Genomic DNA, 18,558 nt, shown 5'->3' with positions numbered 1-18,558 from the left:
GAGTGTCCGGTCCGGGGATCAGTCACTGCCCTGGGCTGCCTGCTTGGCTTCCTCCGCGCGGGCACCTGACAGAATTCCCATCAGTGCATAGTTGCCTTCATGACAGGCGTACTCAAATATCGGGCCGTCACTGGCTGTGTAGTTGATGATGGCCGTCCAGGGGCGCTCCCATGTGGTTGGATCTTCGACGGTAAACTGGTACTGCAGTACATCATCCGAGGTTCGGGTGTAGCGCTCGGTAAAGACTCGGTTCTTGCCGGCACCACGAAACAGGCTGTCATCGGAAAAATTTTTCGTTTCCACCACCAGGGTGTCACCTTCCCACCAGCCGCGTGAGTCCCCGTGCCAGAGCTCAATCCGCTCATCCAGTGCCGGTTTTTCCGTTAGGGGAATCACACGCACATCGTGGATCATCTCCTGGATGATAGCGACAGTGTCTTCGCTTTGAATGACTTGATAATAACTGTTGTAGCCCGCCATGATGTAGGGCATGCCCCATGTGATACAACGTTCCTGCAAGGGGCGCCCCTGGTATGAGTCGGTTGGACTGATGCGGCCACTGCGACGTTCAGCCGCCCTGGCTTTGCCTTCTTCCGTCAACGGTGGAATGCGTCCATTCGGTGGATCGACAATCAGGGAGGTTCGGTTTTCCAGATTTCGGTCTGCCATCCAGGCGGCATCGTAATTGCCTGTTGCCGGGTCATAGGACTCGACTTCTCCACTGATAACAGCATTTAAAAAACCATCACCAAACAGGGCATCACCGCCGCTGTCCAGAATTTCCTGAGCCTGTTGCTGCAGGTCTTCAAACTCTTCCGGAGACAGTGTGGCCTTGTTACCAAATATCTCCGGGCGCTCCAGAGGCGTACTGCTGTTGTTCGCCCACACACCTTGCAGGTCTGGATGGCCATGGGGTGTACGTGGTACTTCATAATTTTCCTGCGCCCAGGCTGTTGCCCCGAGTGTCAGCGTCATTGCTGTTACGGTCACTAGCGTCGATAGTGACTTCCTGTCGTTATGACAGGTCTTATTGGTAGCGTTCACATCCTGCATGATCAACCTCCTCTGCGGCTTAAGGTGCCGGGTTGATGTTGTCGATGGAAAAGGGCAGCCCTTTTGGTGCTCTGCGATCTTCAGGGGCATCTTTGTTGAGGTAGCCATAGATAAGCTCCTCGGAAAATTCGACGCACTTGAATTCCAGCAATTGTGCATTGGCTTCCTGGCGACGATACAGCGGAAAACTCATTGTCCAGGGACGGGTATAGGTCACCGGGTCACGAATTTCCGCCTCGTACATAATCAGGTGTTCACCCTGTGGTGTGTAACGTTCGATGACTTCCAGTTGATCACTGTGGTGATTGCCGGCATGGTCGAACCAGGTGTAGGGCATAAAATCAGTCACACGAATGACCAGTGTGTCACCTTCCCAGTGTCCTCGGGAGTGTCCCATCCAGGCCGGAACCGGGCCATCAAAATCCGGCTGATCCATATAGACGATACGCATGGCGCTGGCAAACTCGTAGGCCATGGCAATATGGTCATCTGACTGAACAATCTGAAACGGGAAGGGCAGGTAATTGGCGCGTGGTACGCCTGGCATATAGCATTTAACCAGTGGGTCCAGGGCCAACCAGTCTGCCTGGTTGGCATTCCGTGTTGCCAGGCCCTCTTCGGTATATGGCAGTGGGCCGCCCTCAACAACACCCAGTGAAGCGGGGGCGGCGCCCCAGGCTCCCATTTGCCAGTCTGGTGGTGCTTTCGCAGCTGAGGGTTCAATGTTCCAGTGCGCCCGGCTCATGGATTGCCAGAGTCCGCTCAAGTCGGGTTTGCCATCCGGGGTGCGTGGGATGTCATCAGCAAAGGAGTGCGCTGAGGTGCCTGAAACGGTGCCTATACAGCAGATGAAGGCCAGGTTGGCCAGCAATCGGGGCATATTGTCTCTCCGGTCGTATCTACCGGGGTTAAAACGATCAGCGCCGTTGCTGTGGCAACTCATGGCGGTGAGGTTTTAAGTACTTCCGGCAATTTGATTTAATTATTAGTGTTTATAGCCGATCGGATCCTGCATTAATCACTATCACACGAGACTGGTGTGAAATCAATATGGATCGGTTCGGCTGCAAGTAGCGGCCGACAAATTGCCAAGTCGTAGCACCTGTCGTGTAATGGCGCGCAGGAAGATTCCATTGTCACGATCGATCAGGGTGAAGCGTCTGGACGCCCTCGTGATGGCCGTATAGATAAGCTCGCGGGTCATGACCGGGTTATCGGCACCTGGCAGAATGAGTGCGGTATGAGCAAACTCGGACCCCTGGGATTTATGCACGGTCATGGCAAATACGGTGTCCACCTGGGGCAGTCGGTTGGGCGACACCCAGCGAACACCCTGGGGGCGCTTCGGATCAGGGAAGGCCACACTCAGGCGTGCCGGTGAGTGACGCGTAGCCGGGTACCAGAGGGTGATACCAATATCACCGTTCATCAGGCCAAGGCTGTAATCATTGCGGGTCATCATGACGGGGCGCCCCGCATACCAGCGACTGGGTTGCCCGGTATTGTCCAGGTGCAATCGCTGAATCAGGTGACGAGATGCCAGGTGTGCTTCGATGCGGGTATTCAACCCGGCAACGCCGGTCGGCCCCTGTCGCAATACGGCGAGTAACTGAAATCGGGAGTAGGCATCCAGCACCTGCTGCGCCCAGTGATCGATTTCTGCCTGATCAGGACTGCGGTTATCAGAGCTGACTGGCTGCCCGCTCTGCATCACGCCCAGGTAATATCCAAAGCCTTGCTCGGTATCAGTGACCAGCCGGGCCAGGACAGCGTCCTGACTATCACGGGAAACCACCAGCCGAGTCAGTTCAGGGTACCTGCCGTCGAAGCAGGTTAACGATGACGGATCGCCATGGTTCACTTTTATGGCTACCTCACCGATGCCCGGAATCCTGCCAAAGCGGTGACTGAAACGCAGCATGGTGATGGCCTGGTCCAGTGGGTAGCCCTGCTGGTCCAGTCCTGCATCAGGAATGGTTTGCCGCGTTGCCTGGTAAAGCCATTGCGCTGTGGCAGGCAGGTAATGCATCTGCATGGCACGCTGGCAGAGGCTGCCCAGTACCGCGCCGGCTTCCACGGATGCCAACTGATCCTTGTCGCCGAGTAGCACCAGGCGACAGCTTGGCAGCAGGGCGGATATCAGCCGGGCCATCATTTCGACATCCACCATGGAGGCTTCATCAATCACCACCACATCAGCAGGTAAGGGGTGTGCTGCATGGTACTTAAACTCCCGGCTGCCAGCTTTAGGGCCAAGCAACTGGTGAATGGTGGTGACCCGTCCCGGAATGGCTTCGGCGTTAGCCAGCTTGCTGCGCTGGGCGTTGATGGAATCACTGAGCCGCACAGCAGCTTTGCCAGTGGGGGCTGCCAGTTTGATACGCAACGGGTTGCCTTTTTCCTGCAGGTCAGTCAGGGCAGCCAACAGCCTGACCACAGTTGTTGTCTTGCCTGTGCCCGGACCGCCGGTAATGATAGAGAAGGGCACGCGTATCGACTGGGCGCAGGCAATCTTTTGCCAGTCGACGGAAGTATTTGCTGAAGTGTCGGTGGTTGTATTGTCCGGAAAGAGGTCGTTCAGTACCTGCAGAATCTGAGTGGTATCCGGGGCAGCATTATCCGCTGAGAGCCTCTGGCTGATGCCGGTAATAATGTCCTGTTCGTACTGCCACATCCGTCGCAGGTATAGCAGGGGGCGCTCAGGTTCGGTGGTATTCAGTACAAGGGGGGAACCTGGCTCTTCAAGTCCGGATAATGACGACAGCGATAACGCCTCTACCCATTCAGCCAGTTGTAGTCCTGACAGCAGCGCGGCGGGGTTGGGCTGGTACTCCGGTAAAGATGGGTTGCTGTCCACCGGGGAAAGCAAAATGCCTTCAGGTGCTTTCAGGCATCGTGCCAGATCCAGGCAGACATGCCCCTGGCCGGCATAAAGACTGACCAGTGCCACACTCAAAAAAATCAGCGCTTTATTCTGATCCTCATTGCCATGACCCTCAACGTCGGGCAGATTCTGGCAGACAAACCGGGCCAGCTCCAAGTCAAGTCGGCGCAGCCAGCCGGCTGCTGTCCACTCGACCAGTAAGGTGTCCACAGACGTGAGAGTCAGGTGATTATGCTGTGCTGACACAATGCTCATGAGGCAGATTCCCCTTTCTCGCTTTGCTCCGCAGGCTCCCTTTGCTTTCCAGACACTTCATGTTTCTCAGGCTGCGTGCGCTGTGACAGTGATTGCCCCAGGAAGACGGCGTTCAGTTTCTCGATGAACCTGTTGTCAGGCTTGTCAGCAAAGAGCCCCTGTGTGTCTGATTGCCAGCCACGCAGGAAAAAATACAGTGCGCCACCGATGTCAGACTCATAGTCATAATCCGCTTTGCGGTAACTGAGCAAACGATGCAGGGCAAGCAGGTACAGGGCGTACTGCACATCATAACGTTTATCTAATATTTCTCTGGCCATGGAGTCTGAGTGATAATCCGTGTTTTGGCCACCCAGCCAGTTGGATTTCCAGTCCACTACAAAGTATTTTTCCTGATAGCTGAATACCAGGTCAATAAAGCCTTTCATCATGCCATTAAGATCGATTGCTGACAGTGCGGGCCTGGGCTGACCCGGTAGCAGATATTGTTGGCATAGCTGATCAATATCCTGCGTGCTGACGTTATCAACGGGAAATAAAAACTCCAGTTCGACCTGAAAGGTATCGATATCAGCCATGCTCAAAGGCAGTTTCTCTCCAGGCAAGGTGAACGGCATCTGCAGGAAGCCATTAAGCCAGGTGTCTACTCGATCCAGTTCGTCCTGCCAGCCGTGCCTTGCCAGCCTTTGCTCAAGGTAGGTACGGCGTGGGTCCGATTCCGTTAAGGCGTTGCTTATACCGTAATCAAACGACCACTCCAATAATTCGTGAAGCAACGTGCCGGCTTCAGCGCCGCGGTGCATGCCATGCAAGCCCGGCAAGGTGGTCGTAAATGTGTTGCCTGCTTTCTCCTCTGACCTTTCGCGTAACGCCAGATCTTGCTGGGCTTCCTGCTCTTCGCGTTGCTGGTCAATCATTGCCTGCTCGGGCTCCGGTTGTGTCTTACCGCCTTTCTTTAAGGCAGAGTAGCTGGCAATCCACCAGTGATCGGCAATTGGTCGGCTGACACGTCTGGCTTTTTTAAGTGGTGCCGAGGCCTTGTGCCACGCCTGTAATGTTGTATGCTCTCCGCTGCCATCTGTCAGGCCTTCAGCATTCAGGCTTTCAGGTGTCGGATTCTCTGCAGCAAAACTTTCCACAACAATACCTGGGTGCCTGCTCGCCAGTTGCTGGAGAGCCTGGTTAAGCAGAGTGTCATCACTGACCAGCTGTGCACCCTTAATGTCGAGCTGACTCTTGAACAAGTAACCCAAAGCGGTACCGGGCAAGGATGAGGTTTTGGCATTCGCTTGTTGCCCAACGGAGCCGCAACCCAGCCAGAGAGCATGTTCAGCACGCGTCAGGGCTACGTAGAGCAGGCGCAGGTCTTCAGCCAGCTGTTCTCGCTGCATGATGTCGGTTGCTTCTTCACTGTTTCTCGCATCAAGCTCGATTCTGCGCGCCGCACCTGGTTCGCCAGGAATCTGTGCGATATGCGCCCTTGGGCTTCTGGTACCCTGAAAAGGCGGCGAGCAGATAAAGGGTAAAAACACCAGGGGGTATTGCAGGCCTTTTGATTTGTGGATAGTGATGATGCGGATCAAATCATCATCACTTTCCAGTCTTAGCAGTTCCTCTTTCGTGTGGTTTTGCAGGACATCGCTGTAATGACGGATAAGTGCCTGGGTACCCTGGTGCTGTCGACTGGCTTTTTGCAGGTATTCGGCCAGGTGGAGCAGGTTGGTCAGCGTGCGGGCGCCATTCAAGGGGTCTTCAAGCTGGCGCCGGTCGATGGCGTAGTCATGAATGAAGCGTCGGAGCATTGCCAGCACTCCCTGCGTTTGCCAGATACGCTCAAATTCCCTGAAGCGCTCCATCTGGGATTCCCACTGAATCTCGTCAGTCAGCAGCTGCTGCATTTCCTTGAGGCTGAGCCGTAATGTGCTGGTCGCTAATGCTGCACGCACCCGGGATTCGTTGCCTGGCTGCGCACAGGCACGCAGCCAGTGCCAGACATCTTCCGCTTCCTGCGTGCTGAAGACACTGTCCTGGATAGACAGGAAGACCGATGCCAGCCCTGCTTGTTGTAATGCCTCCTGGATCAGCCGGGCTTCGTTGCGGTTTCTGACCAGCAAGGCAATGTCACGCGGCTGAATGGCCCGTCGGGATTTAGTGCTAACGTCAACGTCAGATTGTCTGGTCGCATCTTCGGCAAAGTGGCAACGAGCTTCGTCCAGTAAAAGCGTCTTGATCGTGGCGACGCAGCGCTGTGCCATCGCCTCCTGGTACAGCGATCGGCTTAGCACGCCTTTTTCCTGTTGGTCAGCCCGAGCATGCCAGAATGTCAGGACGGCAGGTGCTTTGGGGTGAACCAGTGTCTCTTGCAAACCGTTGGCCCTGACCGGGTGAAAGGGCAGCGGATTGTCAGTGGGCTGCCGGAACAAAAACGCACCCTGGGGGCTGTCTTCTGCCGACTCAAACAGGCAGTTAACACTGTCTACCAGCGACTGGCTGGAGCGAAAGTTAGTGCCCAGGCTATACAGCCTGTCGCCACAAAGCTGCTTGGCGTAAAGGTAGGTATGGATGTCCGCGTTTCGGAAAGAGTAAATCGCCTGTTTAGGGTCGCCAATCAGCACCAGAGAGGTATCAGCCGCGTTTTGATCCATGCGATAAATACATTGAATAATCCGGAACTGTACTGGATCGGTATCCTGGAATTCGTCGATCATGGCTGCGGGTAAACGCCGCCGGAGCTGCTCTGCCAGCAGACCACCATGTGGGCCCTGCAAGGCGCGATCCAGCTGCAGCAGCAAGTCGTCATAGCCCATTTCACCCTGGCTCTGCATATGTTCCAGGCGTGCCTGATTCAGCCACTTGGCGGCGTGCAGTGACACACTGCTGCGCACATCGCGTTTGATGTTCTCGGGTGAGTATTGGGATTTAACAGCCAGCCAGTCTGCCAGGAGATCAAACACCTTGTGGCAAGGTGGATCTCCCTGGTTTTTATTCAGGTTCCAGTTGCCGGTGGCAAAGCGGAACAGCACATTAGGGGCTTCGCTGCCGGTGCTTGCCCAGTCATGTATTTCCTGCATGCGGGCAGCAAAGGTGTCATCGTTTTTAAAGCCCCGGTAAGTGGTGCCACTGAGTTTGTGCCGGTAAGGCGCAATCAGTTCAACCAGTGAGTCATGTTGAGCAAGCCAGGCCTTGCGTGCTGTGTTTTCGGCATCGATGATGTGCTGCAGCATGCTGGATAGCGTTTTCAGTTCCTCGGCAATTGATAGCGCTGGCGTTACCGGGATGCCATCGAGGGTAACGTGATTAAGGTTCTGATTCAGTAATGGTTCCACATACGACTTCAGGTCTTCCGGAGAGGTGAAAACACGGCTGACCAGGGCAGCACTGTTATCATCCAGGTGATAGAAAACCTGGCGCCAGTAATCCTTGCAAAGCGCCAGGTTCAGTTCAGCGATATCGGTTAACAGTGTCTGCTGAAAAAGGCTTTGAGTGCGAAACGCATACTCTTTCAGAATGCGCAGGCACCAGCTGTGAATGGTGCTGATAAACGACTGATCCATGTTCTGCGCCGCCAGCGACAAACGCTGTGCATACTCTTGCCAATGCGTCTGGTCATACTGGCTGCGTAAGCTGACCAGCATGCTGTCATCATTCAGGTTGTCATCAGCAAAGTAGCGTGCCGCTTCAGTCAATCTGGCGCGGACACGGTCCCGAAGTTCCTCAGCCGCGGCATCAGTGAACGTCATCACCAGAATCTGGTCGGTGGCCAGTGGTATGCGCTCTGGCTCATCAGTGCCATTGCCAAGGATCAAACGGGTATAAAGCAGAGCGATAGTGAAAGTTTTACCCGTGCCCGCACTGGCTTCAATCAGGCTGCTGCCACGTAGTGGAAAAGCAAAGACATCCAGTGTCTGCATCAGGGTACCTCTGCCTTGTTCAGTTGTGCCCGGCTGTGGTGCCAGTGTTCACACATAGCCCGGTACAGTGACTGACTGTGGGCATACAGCAGGCTGTCTTCAACCGGCAGTATATCAGTTGCCGGGCCTGATGCTTCCTCGGCACGATAGGGTGTGGTGGCAGCCAGTAAACTGTCAAAATCAGGCCAGAGCCGTTGTAATGCGTAGCTGTTTTGTACGGCTGGAAAACTGCGGTCGTTTCCGGCATTGCCTTCATAGGCGATTCTGGCATCGTATGTGGATAGGCTCTCTGTGCTCTTCTCTGACCCGGCATCTGTCCCTGCATCTTTCTTTGCATCTGTTGCCGTACCGTCAATCAGGGCACAGCTGGCAATCAGGGCACAGCTGGTTGCTGGCTCAGCAACGAGTGGTGCCTGAAGGTTGCTGGCATAGAGCATCATTAATGTCTGCAGCTCTTGTCTGGCTTGTTCCGGGGTTAGCGGTAGCAGTGCCGAGCTGGATTCGGCAGATACCAGCCAGGTTGTCACGGGGCCATTGAGCTGGCAAGCCAGATGGTATGGCCAGTGCCGGGCAATATAGTGCCACTTGGGCTTGCCTTTGTTGCCTTGTTTCCCTGCCCAGATGCTACTGCCCGTGTTGACCAGTCGAATAGCTGTAGCGGTATCATCACTGGCAGCCCAGACATCAGCAATACTGTCTTCAAGTTGAATATGGCCTTGTTCAGCTTGCACAGAGACTGTCAGGGAGAGTCTGCGACTATGTCTGGACAGCAGTTCATGTATCTGCTCAAGCGTATGGCTGATGGTGTGAGCGATCTGCTGTTTAACTTCCCGGTCAAATGGTGGCAGCGGTAAGGTGCCACTTGCCTGAATCTGATCCATCATGCGGTTGAGTGTACTCGCTGATTGCGTTGCTGACTCAGCCAGACGGTAGATGCTTTGTTCGAGTATTGACTGGTTTACCTGCCACCTTTCCAGATTGCTGAGAGAGAAGGGTTCATCTATCGATTGCTCTTCGTCTGGTTTGGCAAAGTTAACGTGCAGACACTGCCGGAAAAATTCCTGGGCAGGGTTACGCATCATTTGACTGAGCTCGGCCAGTCCAATGGAAATGGGCTCCTGGGCCTGGGTGCTGCTTTCAGCTGAAGCTGACTCGTCCTGCGCCGGTTGATGCACTGCGTCGCTGGCTATTTCAGGTGGTTCCCATTCCCGGGCAAAGGTGCTCAGTTGACTGTCGAGGTCAAAGTAGCGGGCACTGAATGGCTGCAAGGGGTAACTGTGGGTCACTGCTTCCAACAGCCGCTGGCCGCGCGTGTCTGTTAAATAGTCCCGTAACTGGGCGACCAGCACCGAAGGAGGGCAGAATGCATTGTCGGTAATGCTATAGGCACTCCAGGAAATATACAGGTGCTCGCGTGCTGAGAGCATGGCCTCAAGAAACAGATACCGGTCATCTTCACGCCGTGAGCGATCCCCTGGCCGGTAATCGTCCCGCATCAAGTCAAAATCAGAATAAGTGACCTGTCGTGGGTAATCCGCATCATTCATCCCCAGCAGACAGATACGGCGGAAGGGGATGGCACGCATGGGCATCAGGGAGGCGAAGTTAAGTGACCCACTCAAAAAGCGTTGACTGAGTTCGCGTTGTTCAAACAGGTCCTGCAGGTGGTCATGAACAATGCTGACTTCAATGGCGTCGTCGAAGGCTGCCAGCTCAGAGGTTGCCTGCCATTGCTCCAGGCGTTTAGCGATACGGTTAAGAGCGGCCTGATCCGCGTCATCGCTGACTGTGAAGAAAGTCTGCATCAGCTGATGGATACGCTCAACCCAGGTCGTGACCTGAGCAGGCTGAAGAAATAACTGCCAGAGGTGCTCTAGTTCACTGATCAGGTGGGCCAGTTTGCCGACAGATGCGGCACCCAGTCCCCCAACTTCTGTATAGGGTTCAACGCTCTGCCAGCTTTCCCGGCTGCCACTGGCGTAACCGAGCAGCATACGTTTAAGTCCGAACAGCCAGGTGTTCAGCGTCAGGGTATCGGGGTTGTATTCCGCTGCGAAGCCGTGAGTGATGCGATGCTCGGCGTTGAAGCCCCAGCGCACTCCAGCGCCTTCAATCCACTGGTTGAGCAGGGCGATATCTTCTTCGCTCAGCCCAAAGGCCTGACGCAATGCCGGTACATCGAGAAGGTCCAGGACGTCGGTAACGGGTAGCCGTGAATGGGCAATGTTGAGCAGCATTTCGAATGCTTGCATCAGCAATGACTGACTGCGCTGCCCCTGGTCGCTGATGGAAAATGGGATATAACGCTCGTCATGGTGATCTATGCCAGCAAATACGGCCTGAATGTGAGGTGCAAACTCATTGATATCAGGCACCATCACCAGAATGTCCCGGGGTTTCAGGGTTGGGTCTGCTTCCAGCCAGCTTAGCAACTGGTCCTGCAGGACCTCCACCTCACGTTGTTTGCCGTGAGCCAGGTGAAAGCTCAGGCCTGCTTCGCTGTGAGGGCTTTGCGCCAGCGTCATTGCCTCGGTGACTGAGCGCAGGTGATAAATATCCGATTGGACCTGACCGAGTAATGTGGACTCTTCAGGTGGTTCGAATACATCAATGGACAGCTCGTTCTCGTGAAACATTGACTCGTAGTGTTTGCGTTCGTCGTGCTCATCGAGAAGCCGTATGTAATCCCGCCCTTGCTTGCCCCAACTGGCCAGTAACGGGTTACTTTGCAGATACTGTGTGTCCTGGCTCAACAGATCACTGGTCTGATATTGCTGTTTGTGTGCCTGGCGGCGAAAAGGTTTGGCAAACCAGCGTTGGGCCTGCACCGGGTCAATGATATCTCCCCAGTAAAACTGACAGGGGTTGTGCACGAAGAGCAGTACCTGGGTAAACGCGGACAATGCAGACAGCACCTCAAGGCTTTGCCGGGGCAACGAGGACAGGCCAAACACCACGATGCGCCGGGGCAGACCCTGGGGGCGGTTGCCCTGTTCAGCCAGTTGCTTGCAGACATTCAAAAAATGCTGATGGATTTGGGCGCGGCTGCTGAGCGCGTCAATTGTCTTGTCATCGTTAGCAACCCCTGAAGCACTGCCGTGAATATCGTTAACAATGCTTCGCCATAATGCTGGCTGCCAGGATTCGCTCTCGGGAATGGCCTGCCAGGTTTCCCGGCGGGTGTACTGGTCATCTCCGGCGGACCATTCGCTCAGCCAGTCAGCACGATAGACCTGGTACTGATCCAGCAGGTCAGCCAGTCGTCCGGCAAGCTGGAAGCGTTTGCGGCCATCCGAGCTATCTGCCAGGAAGTACTTGAGTGCGGCAAATGTCGGCTCTGTCAGCAGATCGGGCAATAAGCGGAAAATACGCCAGGTCAGTTGATCTTTGTCATAAGGGGATTGCGCGGGCAGGTTGCCTAACACTGATCTATAGGCCTGCCAGTGATATCGGCCGGGCAGGGTGATCTCCATGGCGGCAGCAATACCACAGCCGGGTTGGTCTGCATCCGGGTTCTTAGCCAGAGACAGCTGCAGCCACTGGGCAATGCCGTTACTCTGAACCAGCATTACCTCATTTTCCAAGGGTTCAAGTGGATGTTTACGTAACCAGTCCACCAGCAGGCTGCGCAGGCTTTCGATGCGGTTGCTGTGCAGCACCATGAAGCCAGATTCAATGTTGTTTGCGTCGTCTACAGCCATGCGATGTGATCGTCCTTAATACCAGCGGGTTGCCGAGGTTAAATATCCCTGACAACCCGCCCCAGTATAAAGACTTTATCGCCATTTGTGTGCAGAAGCTTACTGACTGGCCTCGTCGCGGCGGGCCCCCGCAAGGACACCTGGCAGAGCATAGTTGCCTTCATGACAGGCATACTCATAGATTGGCTCATCGTCCGGGCGCGCATTCATCACCAGTTCCCCTTGCCAGGGTTCGCTGAAGACAGTGGGATCCTCAACAGTAAACTGATAAAGAATCTGGTCTTCGGAGGTTCGAGTCAAACGCTCAGTGACAGACAGTTCCGCATTGGCGCCATAAATACGGTGTTGTGGGTGGAAACCCTGCGTTTCAATGACCAGGGTATCGCCTTCCCAGTGCCCCACTGAATCGCCCATCCACTTGTCCAGTTCAGGCCGGTGCTCTCCGTGTAGCCTGATGATACGGGCATCATGGATCATTTCAGCCAGAATCATCACATAGTCGTCCGTCTGCACGATCTGATAGTTATTGTTATACATCACCGGCAGCATGGGAGGACCGGAATGGGTACCAAAGGAAATCAGGCAACGTTCAGACAAAGGGCGTCCTTCCGGGCCATCGTTACGGGAGACACCTTCGGGCAGGTTGCCAAACATGGCACTGCGAGCCCCTTCAGCAAAAGGAATCTGACCACTGGCCGGACTGACAATAATAGAGGAGCGGTATTCGCCGTTGATTTGCAGCAACTGGCTGCCGACGTCTTTCCAGAACTCATTGTAACCGTCATCGGTGTCTCCGTCGTTGCTGCCCTGAGCGCCGGCCCCGGCTTCCCGGTCTGGATCGCTGGGCGCATATTCTGAATCAATGAATTCGGCATGATCGCTTTCCCAGGCACGGGCCTCAGCCTCTGAGAGAATCAGCGTCTCACCCAGTTCCCGGTCGCGGGTCAGTGGTGTCAGCGTGCGGTTGCTCCAGACACCTTGCAGGTCTGGCTGCCCGTTACCAAGCCTGGGAATGCCTTCATCTGCCGTTGCCATACCGGGCAGCAGTACAGCCAGGCTGATGCTTGATGTTATTGCAAGCTTTTGAAAACTATCAAATATGCTTGTTGTTTTTATCTCTGCTACGTCATTGTTATTATGAAACACCTTACCTCCCTCCATGGGATAGTTGTGATTTATACCGAGCGGTAAGTCAGATCTTGGTCTTTATGACAAAAGTTGTCAAATTATCAGCAGTCTCGTTACGTTTCAGACAAACTTTGCTGCAATTGCGGGCGGCGCCCCCTTGACAATATCTGTATACTCGCTCGGTTGTCATCAGAACATATAATATAAAAAGGGGATTGCTGTTTTGTCTTTACCGTTCCGTGTATCGCTGGCAGGCATGCTGGCATTAACGGTCGCACAGGCCGTTAATGCGCAAAATGCTGACAGTCAGGCGAACGAACCCGTTGCCAGAGTCGGCCAGGAGCTGCGCATATCACTGACCCGCGCACCTGATAATGTAGACATCGACCTGGATGGTCGCCTTAATGATGCGGTATGGAATACCGCGACGTCTTATGGCGGTATGGGCACGGTTGAGCCGGAAACATTGCTGCCATCTCCTTACGATACGCAAATCAAGACGTTCTATACCGATGATGGAATCTATATTGGTGTTGAGATGGAGCAGCCGTCTGAAACCTTGATTCGACGTATTACGGGCCGTGATAACCGGAATGTAAACCGGGACAGAATCTCCATTACCCTCGATAGTTCAGGTGAAGGCCAATACGGATACTGGGTGAGCCTGGCACTGGGTGATAATCAGCTAGACGGTACTATCCTCCCGGAGCGACAGTACAACAGTCAGTGGGACGGGGCCTGGTTTGGCGCCACCGCTGAAACTGAGAATGGCTGGTCAGCAGAGTTCTATGTCCCCTGGGGGCAACTGGCAATGCCATCGCGTGAAGGTGCCCGACAGATCGGTTTTTATGCAGAGCGGGTTATTGCCCACCTGAACCAGAATTCTTCCTGGCCGACTATTGCCAAATCAGACCCGATTTTTCTGAGTAATTTTCCGCTACTGGAACTGGAAGGGGTGAACCCTCAGCAACAGTGGAGTTTATTCCCTTCAGTGGCTTCTACCTATGACGAAGTGGATTCAAGCTGGAAGCACAGAGCCGGTGCGGACGTTTTCTGGCGTCCATCGAGCAACTTCCAGCTCACCGCCACCTTGAATCCTGACTTTGGTTCCGCCGAAGCGGATGACGTGGATGTTAACCTGACCGCGAATGAAACCTTTTTCCCGGATAAACGTCTGTTTTTCCAGGAAGGCCAGGAAATCTTTAACGTCACATCACGGGCCAATGGCAGTTCCGGTAAGCGTTTTACCATTCTCAACACGCGCCGCATCGGTGGGCGACCCAGACAACCGGATGACCTGCCACCGGGTACTGGATTATCGCAGCGTCAACGAACCGTCAATGCGGATCTGTTAGGTGCCGTCAAAGCAACCGGGCAGGCCGGCAGTTTCCGCTATGGTGTGCTGGCGGCCTCTGAAGATGATACTAATTTTGATGTGGCTGGTCAGACTGTTGAACAAACCGGTCGTGATTTTACTGCCTTTCGTATGCTGTATGAAGATAACGGCAACAATACGGGCGCAGCGTATCGCAGTCTGGGTTACATTGGCACGCTGGTTGGGCATGAGGAGTCAGATGCAGAAGTTCATGCCGTGGATTACCGCTACCTGACCCAGGGCGGTATCTGGAGTTTTGATGGTGCCGTTGTTAACTCCGACTCCGGTGATCATGGTGAAGGCTATGGTGCCTATACGGATATTGTGTATACCCCTCGTCAGGGTTTCACTCACACGCTGAACCTGACTTATCTCGATGACACCATTGATGTGAACGACTTTGGTTACCAGGAAAGAAACAATGTCTGGGAAGCCTGGTATCGTTTTTCCTGGGTCAAAACCGGTTTGACGCGAGTCCGCGATATTCGGGTAAGCCCATTCCTGCGTTATGAAGAAAACCTCGATGGTGATCGCACCAATAATGCGATTCCTGTGGTGAGTACAACGGTTACCCTGAATAACCTGGATAAGGTCGACTTCAGTTTCATGTACTTCCCCAAGCGATACGATGATCGTAACAGCTTTGGTAATGGAACGTTTGCAACACGTGAGCGTGTAAATTCAAATATCAGCTACAGCACAAACACGGCATTGCCGTTTAGCTGGAAAGTTGGTGTCGGACGTTCTGAAGAGCTGGCGGGCGGTAACAGCGAGAAATATGACGCATCGTTCAACTGGCGTGCTATGGATAATCTCAATTTTTCTGTTGAGGGTACCTATCAGGATCGGGATGGCTGGTTACTGCACCAGGGTGATCAACGCTTCACGGCCTTTAAAACCAGTCAGTGGGAAACCGGTTTGCGCATGGAGTATTATCTGACTGCGAAACAGCAGTTCAGTGCCGGTATGCAGTGGGTAGGCATTAAAGCCCTGGGGGATCGCTACTTCATATTACCTGCTGATGCACCTACCCGGAACCGTGACTTGATCGAAGTGCCTCAGCACGCTTCTACGCCAGGTGATTTCTCAATCTCGCAAATGAACTTCCAGATGCGATATCGTTGGGAAATCGCGCCGTTGTCTGATCTGTTTATTGTCTATACAAGAAATGCTAACCGACGTGAAGGTGTGTATGACTTCAGTGATCAGTTTGATGATGCCTGGCAGAACCCCTTGCTGAGTCAGTTGGTAATAAAACTTCGGTACAGACTAGGTACTTGATGTATTAGGTATTTGATGAAAGAGATCTGATCGATTGGATTGCTCTTAAAAAAGGCCAGTGACGAAAAGTGTCAGCTGGCCTTTTTTTGTTTGCCGTGGTTTGGATCGAGGGCGTTATAGTGCCTTGATCTCTGCAAGTTTGTCTTGTAACGCTGCCATAGCACGTTCAGTAGATTCTTTTCTTTCTCTTTCTTTTTCAACCAGTTCGGCCGGCGCTTTGGCAACAAATTTTTCATTGCCGAGCTTGCTGCTGATACCCTGCATGGTTTTTTCCAGCTTGGCAATTTCCTTGTTCAGACGCGCAATTTCCTCGTCTTTATCAATCAGGTCAGCCAGTGGTACCAGAATTTCCATGTCCTGGTGAAGCTGGGTGGCGCTTGCCGGCACTGTTTCTCCGTCTTCAACAGCCCGTAGCTCGGTGAGCTTGGCCAGTTTCAACAAGGTTGCCTGGTTTTCTGCCAGTCGGCGACGATCCGCTTCACTGGTGTTGCGTAACAGGGCAGCAAAAGCCTTGCCGGGTGGAATGTTCATTTCACCACGGATGTTACGAATACCAACGATGACGCCTTTGACCCATTCGATATCCGCTTCAGCACTTTCGTTGATTAATGCCTCGTTGGCCATGGGGTAGGGCTGCAGCATGATGCTGTCGCCATCCTGGCGCTGTCCGGTCAGCGTGGCGATCTTCTGCCAGATCTCTTCGGTGATGAACGGCATCAGCGGGTGCACCATGCGCAGGCTGCTTTCCAGAACCGTCAGCAGCGTTAAGCGAGCGGCACGAGCGCGCTCTGGCTGGTTGTCAGCATCCCAGAGAACCGGCTTGGACAGTTCAACGTACCAGTCGCAGTACTCGTTCCAGAAGAAGTCGTAGATCGCCTGTGACATCAAATCAAATCGGTAGCTGGCCATGTGCTCATGAGCCTGGGTCACAGTCTGTTGCAAGCGTGACAGGATCCAGCGATCCGCCAGGCTGAGGTTCGGGTCTGACTGTAGTGACTGAACGTCTTGCGGTGTGAACTGAATGCCTTTTTCTTCGGTATTCATGATCACATAGCGCGAGGCATTCCAGATCTTGTTGCAGAAGTTACGGAAACCTTCCATGCGGCCGACGTCAAATTTGATGTCGCGCCCTGTCGACGCCAGTGAATAATAGGTATAGCGCAGTGCATCGGTGCCATATCCCACAATCCCGTCCGGGAATTCATCGCGAGTCGCTTTTTCGATTTTCTTCTGCAGTTGTGGCTGCATCAGACCTTCGGTGCGTTTCGCGATCAGGTCGTCCAGGCTGATACCGTCGATCAGGTCGATCGGGTCGAGTACATTACCTTTGGACTTGGACATCTTCTGACCTTGTCCATCACGAATCAGGCCGTGGATGTACACCTTTTTGAAAGGGATCTCGCCGGTAAACTTCAGGGTCATCATGATCATCCGGGCCACCCAGAAGAAAATGATGTCGAAGCCAGTCACCAGCACGTCCGTGGAATGGAATGTTTTCAGAGTTTCCGGATCATCTGGCCAGCCCAGCGTCGAAAAGGTCCACAACGCTGACGAGAACCAGGTGTCCAGAACGTCTTCGTCCTGTTCCAGTGCCAGGTCATCTGCCAGCTTGTATTTGCTGCGTACTTCCGCCTCGCTGCGCCCGACATAGATATTGCCGTCTGCGTCATACCAGGCCGGAATACGGTGCCCCCACCACAACTGCCGGGAAATACACCAGTCCTGCAGGTCACGCATCCATGAGAAATAGGTGTTCTCCCAGTTTTTGGGAACAAACTCGATATCACCGTCTTCCACGGCTTTGATGGCAGGTTTGGCCAGTTCCTGAACAGCAACGTACCACTGATTGGTCAGGTAAGGCTCAATCACCACGCCACTGCGATCACCGCGAGGCACTTTCAGCTTGTGAGGCTCGACTTTGACCAGCAGGCCAGCGGCTTCCATATCAGCGACCAGTTTTTTACGGGCATCAAAACGGTCCAGGTCGCGGTAGGCCTCCGGGGCGTTGTCATTGATAGCCGCATCAATGGTGAAGATGTTGATCATGGGCAGATCATGGCGCTTGCCAACTTCATAATCGTTGAAGTCGTGGGCCGGGGTGATTTTTACACAGCCGGTACCAAACTCCGGGTCGACGTAATCATCACCTACAATTGGGATACGTCGGTCACACAAGGGCAGGTCAACAAACTTGCCGATCAGTGACTTGAAACGGGGATCTTCGGGGCTGACAGCAACCGCTGTGTCACCCAGCAGGGTTTCCGGACGAGTGGTGGCTATTTCAATATAGTCTTTGCCATCGTCAGTGGTGGCACCATCAGCCAGTGGGTATTTGAAGTACCAGAAATGCCCGTCTTCTTCTTCGTTGATGACTTCCAGGTCGGAAACGGCGGTGTGCAGTTTCGGGTCCCAGTTCACCAGGCGGTTGCCGCGATAAATCAGGCCTTCGTCAAACAGGCGAACAAACACTTCTTCCACGGCTGCAGACAGACCCTCGTCCATGGTGAAGCGCTCACGTGACCAGTCAATGGAGCCACCCAGGCGACGGATTTGCTGAGTAATGATACCGCCGGACTGCTCTTTCCACTTCCAGACTTCGTCGTTGAACGTTTCTCGGCCCAGATCGGTGCGCTTGACGCCGTCTTTTTCCAGGCGCCGCTCCACCACCATTTGCGTGGCAATGCCGGCATGGTCAGTACCGACCTGCCAGAGGGTGTTCTTGCCCATCATGCGCTGGTAGCGGATCAGGGCGTCCATGATGGCATTCTGAAAACCATGCCCCATGTGCAAACGACCGGTGACATTGGGTGGGGGAATCACGATGCTGTAGGATTCACCCTGGCCGCTGGGGGTGAAGTAGCCACCTTTTTCCCAGGTCTCATACCATTGTTGTTCAATTTGCTGGGGTTGATACGTCTTATCCATGGTCCTGTCTGATCAGCTCCGTCGGCTTTGTTAGTGGCCCCTGCG

At 54.0% G+C, this 18,558-nt stretch carries 8 protein-coding genes; 1 reads left to right on the top strand and 7 read right to left on the bottom strand.

Going from position 1 to position 18,558, the window contains the following annotated elements:
* Positions 1-18 precede the first annotated feature (18 nt).
* The 6 genes from PSCS_RS11180 to PSCS_RS11155 form a co-directional block, all read right to left on the bottom strand.
* A complete protein-coding gene (locus PSCS_RS11180) occupies positions 19-1,053 on the bottom strand; it encodes a hypothetical protein (RefSeq protein ID WP_157885699.1) in 1,035 nt (344 codons plus the stop codon).
* A gap of 19 nt (positions 1,054-1,072) precedes the next feature.
* Positions 1,073-1,933 (bottom strand): hypothetical protein, encoded by an 861-nt coding sequence (locus PSCS_RS11175; protein ID WP_068812175.1) that lies wholly within the window; start codon positions 1,931-1,933, stop codon positions 1,073-1,075.
* A 165-nt stretch (positions 1,934-2,098) separates the two neighbouring features.
* The gene (gene recD / locus PSCS_RS11170) at positions 2,099-4,192 is read right to left on the bottom strand and encodes an exodeoxyribonuclease V subunit alpha (protein ID WP_068812174.1); all 2,094 of its coding nucleotides are present in this window, start codon (positions 4,190-4,192) and stop codon (positions 2,099-2,101) included.
* The gene (gene recB, locus PSCS_RS11165) at positions 4,189-8,103 is read right to left on the bottom strand and encodes an exodeoxyribonuclease V subunit beta (protein ID WP_068812173.1); all 3,915 of its coding nucleotides are present in this window, start codon (positions 8,101-8,103) and stop codon (positions 4,189-4,191) included. Before recB ends, recD begins: the two co-directional genes overlap by 4 nt.
* Complete coding sequence (recC, locus tag PSCS_RS11160; protein WP_068812172.1) at positions 8,103-11,804, bottom strand: exodeoxyribonuclease V subunit gamma; 3,702 nt, start codon at positions 11,802-11,804, stop codon at positions 8,103-8,105. The genes recB and recC overlap by 1 nt, the downstream gene beginning before the upstream one ends.
* 99 nt (positions 11,805-11,903) lie before the next feature.
* Entirely contained in the window at positions 11,904-12,950 is a 1,047-nt protein-coding gene (locus PSCS_RS11155) for a hypothetical protein (protein ID WP_068893731.1), read from the bottom strand.
* 205 nt (positions 12,951-13,155) lie between these two features.
* Here PSCS_RS11155 and PSCS_RS11150 point away from each other — a divergent pair, with 205 nt between their 5' ends.
* On the top strand, positions 13,156-15,588 hold the full coding sequence (locus tag PSCS_RS11150) for a DUF5916 domain-containing protein (protein WP_068812170.1): 2,433 nt from the start codon (positions 13,156-13,158) through the stop codon (positions 15,586-15,588).
* 114 nt (positions 15,589-15,702) lie between these two features.
* On the opposite strand, the gene PSCS_RS11145 is transcribed toward PSCS_RS11150, so the two are convergent.
* Complete coding sequence (locus tag PSCS_RS11145) at positions 15,703-18,513, bottom strand: valine--tRNA ligase (RefSeq protein ID WP_068812169.1); 2,811 nt, start codon at positions 18,511-18,513, stop codon at positions 15,703-15,705.
* Positions 18,514-18,558 lie beyond the last annotated feature (45 nt).

It is taken from the genome of Pseudohongiella nitratireducens, assembly GCF_001642735.1.
In the GTDB taxonomy this organism is placed as follows: domain Bacteria; phylum Pseudomonadota; class Gammaproteobacteria; order Pseudomonadales; family Pseudohongiellaceae; genus Pseudohongiella; species Pseudohongiella nitratireducens.
This window is presented reverse-complemented; position numbering and strand designations above follow the sequence as displayed.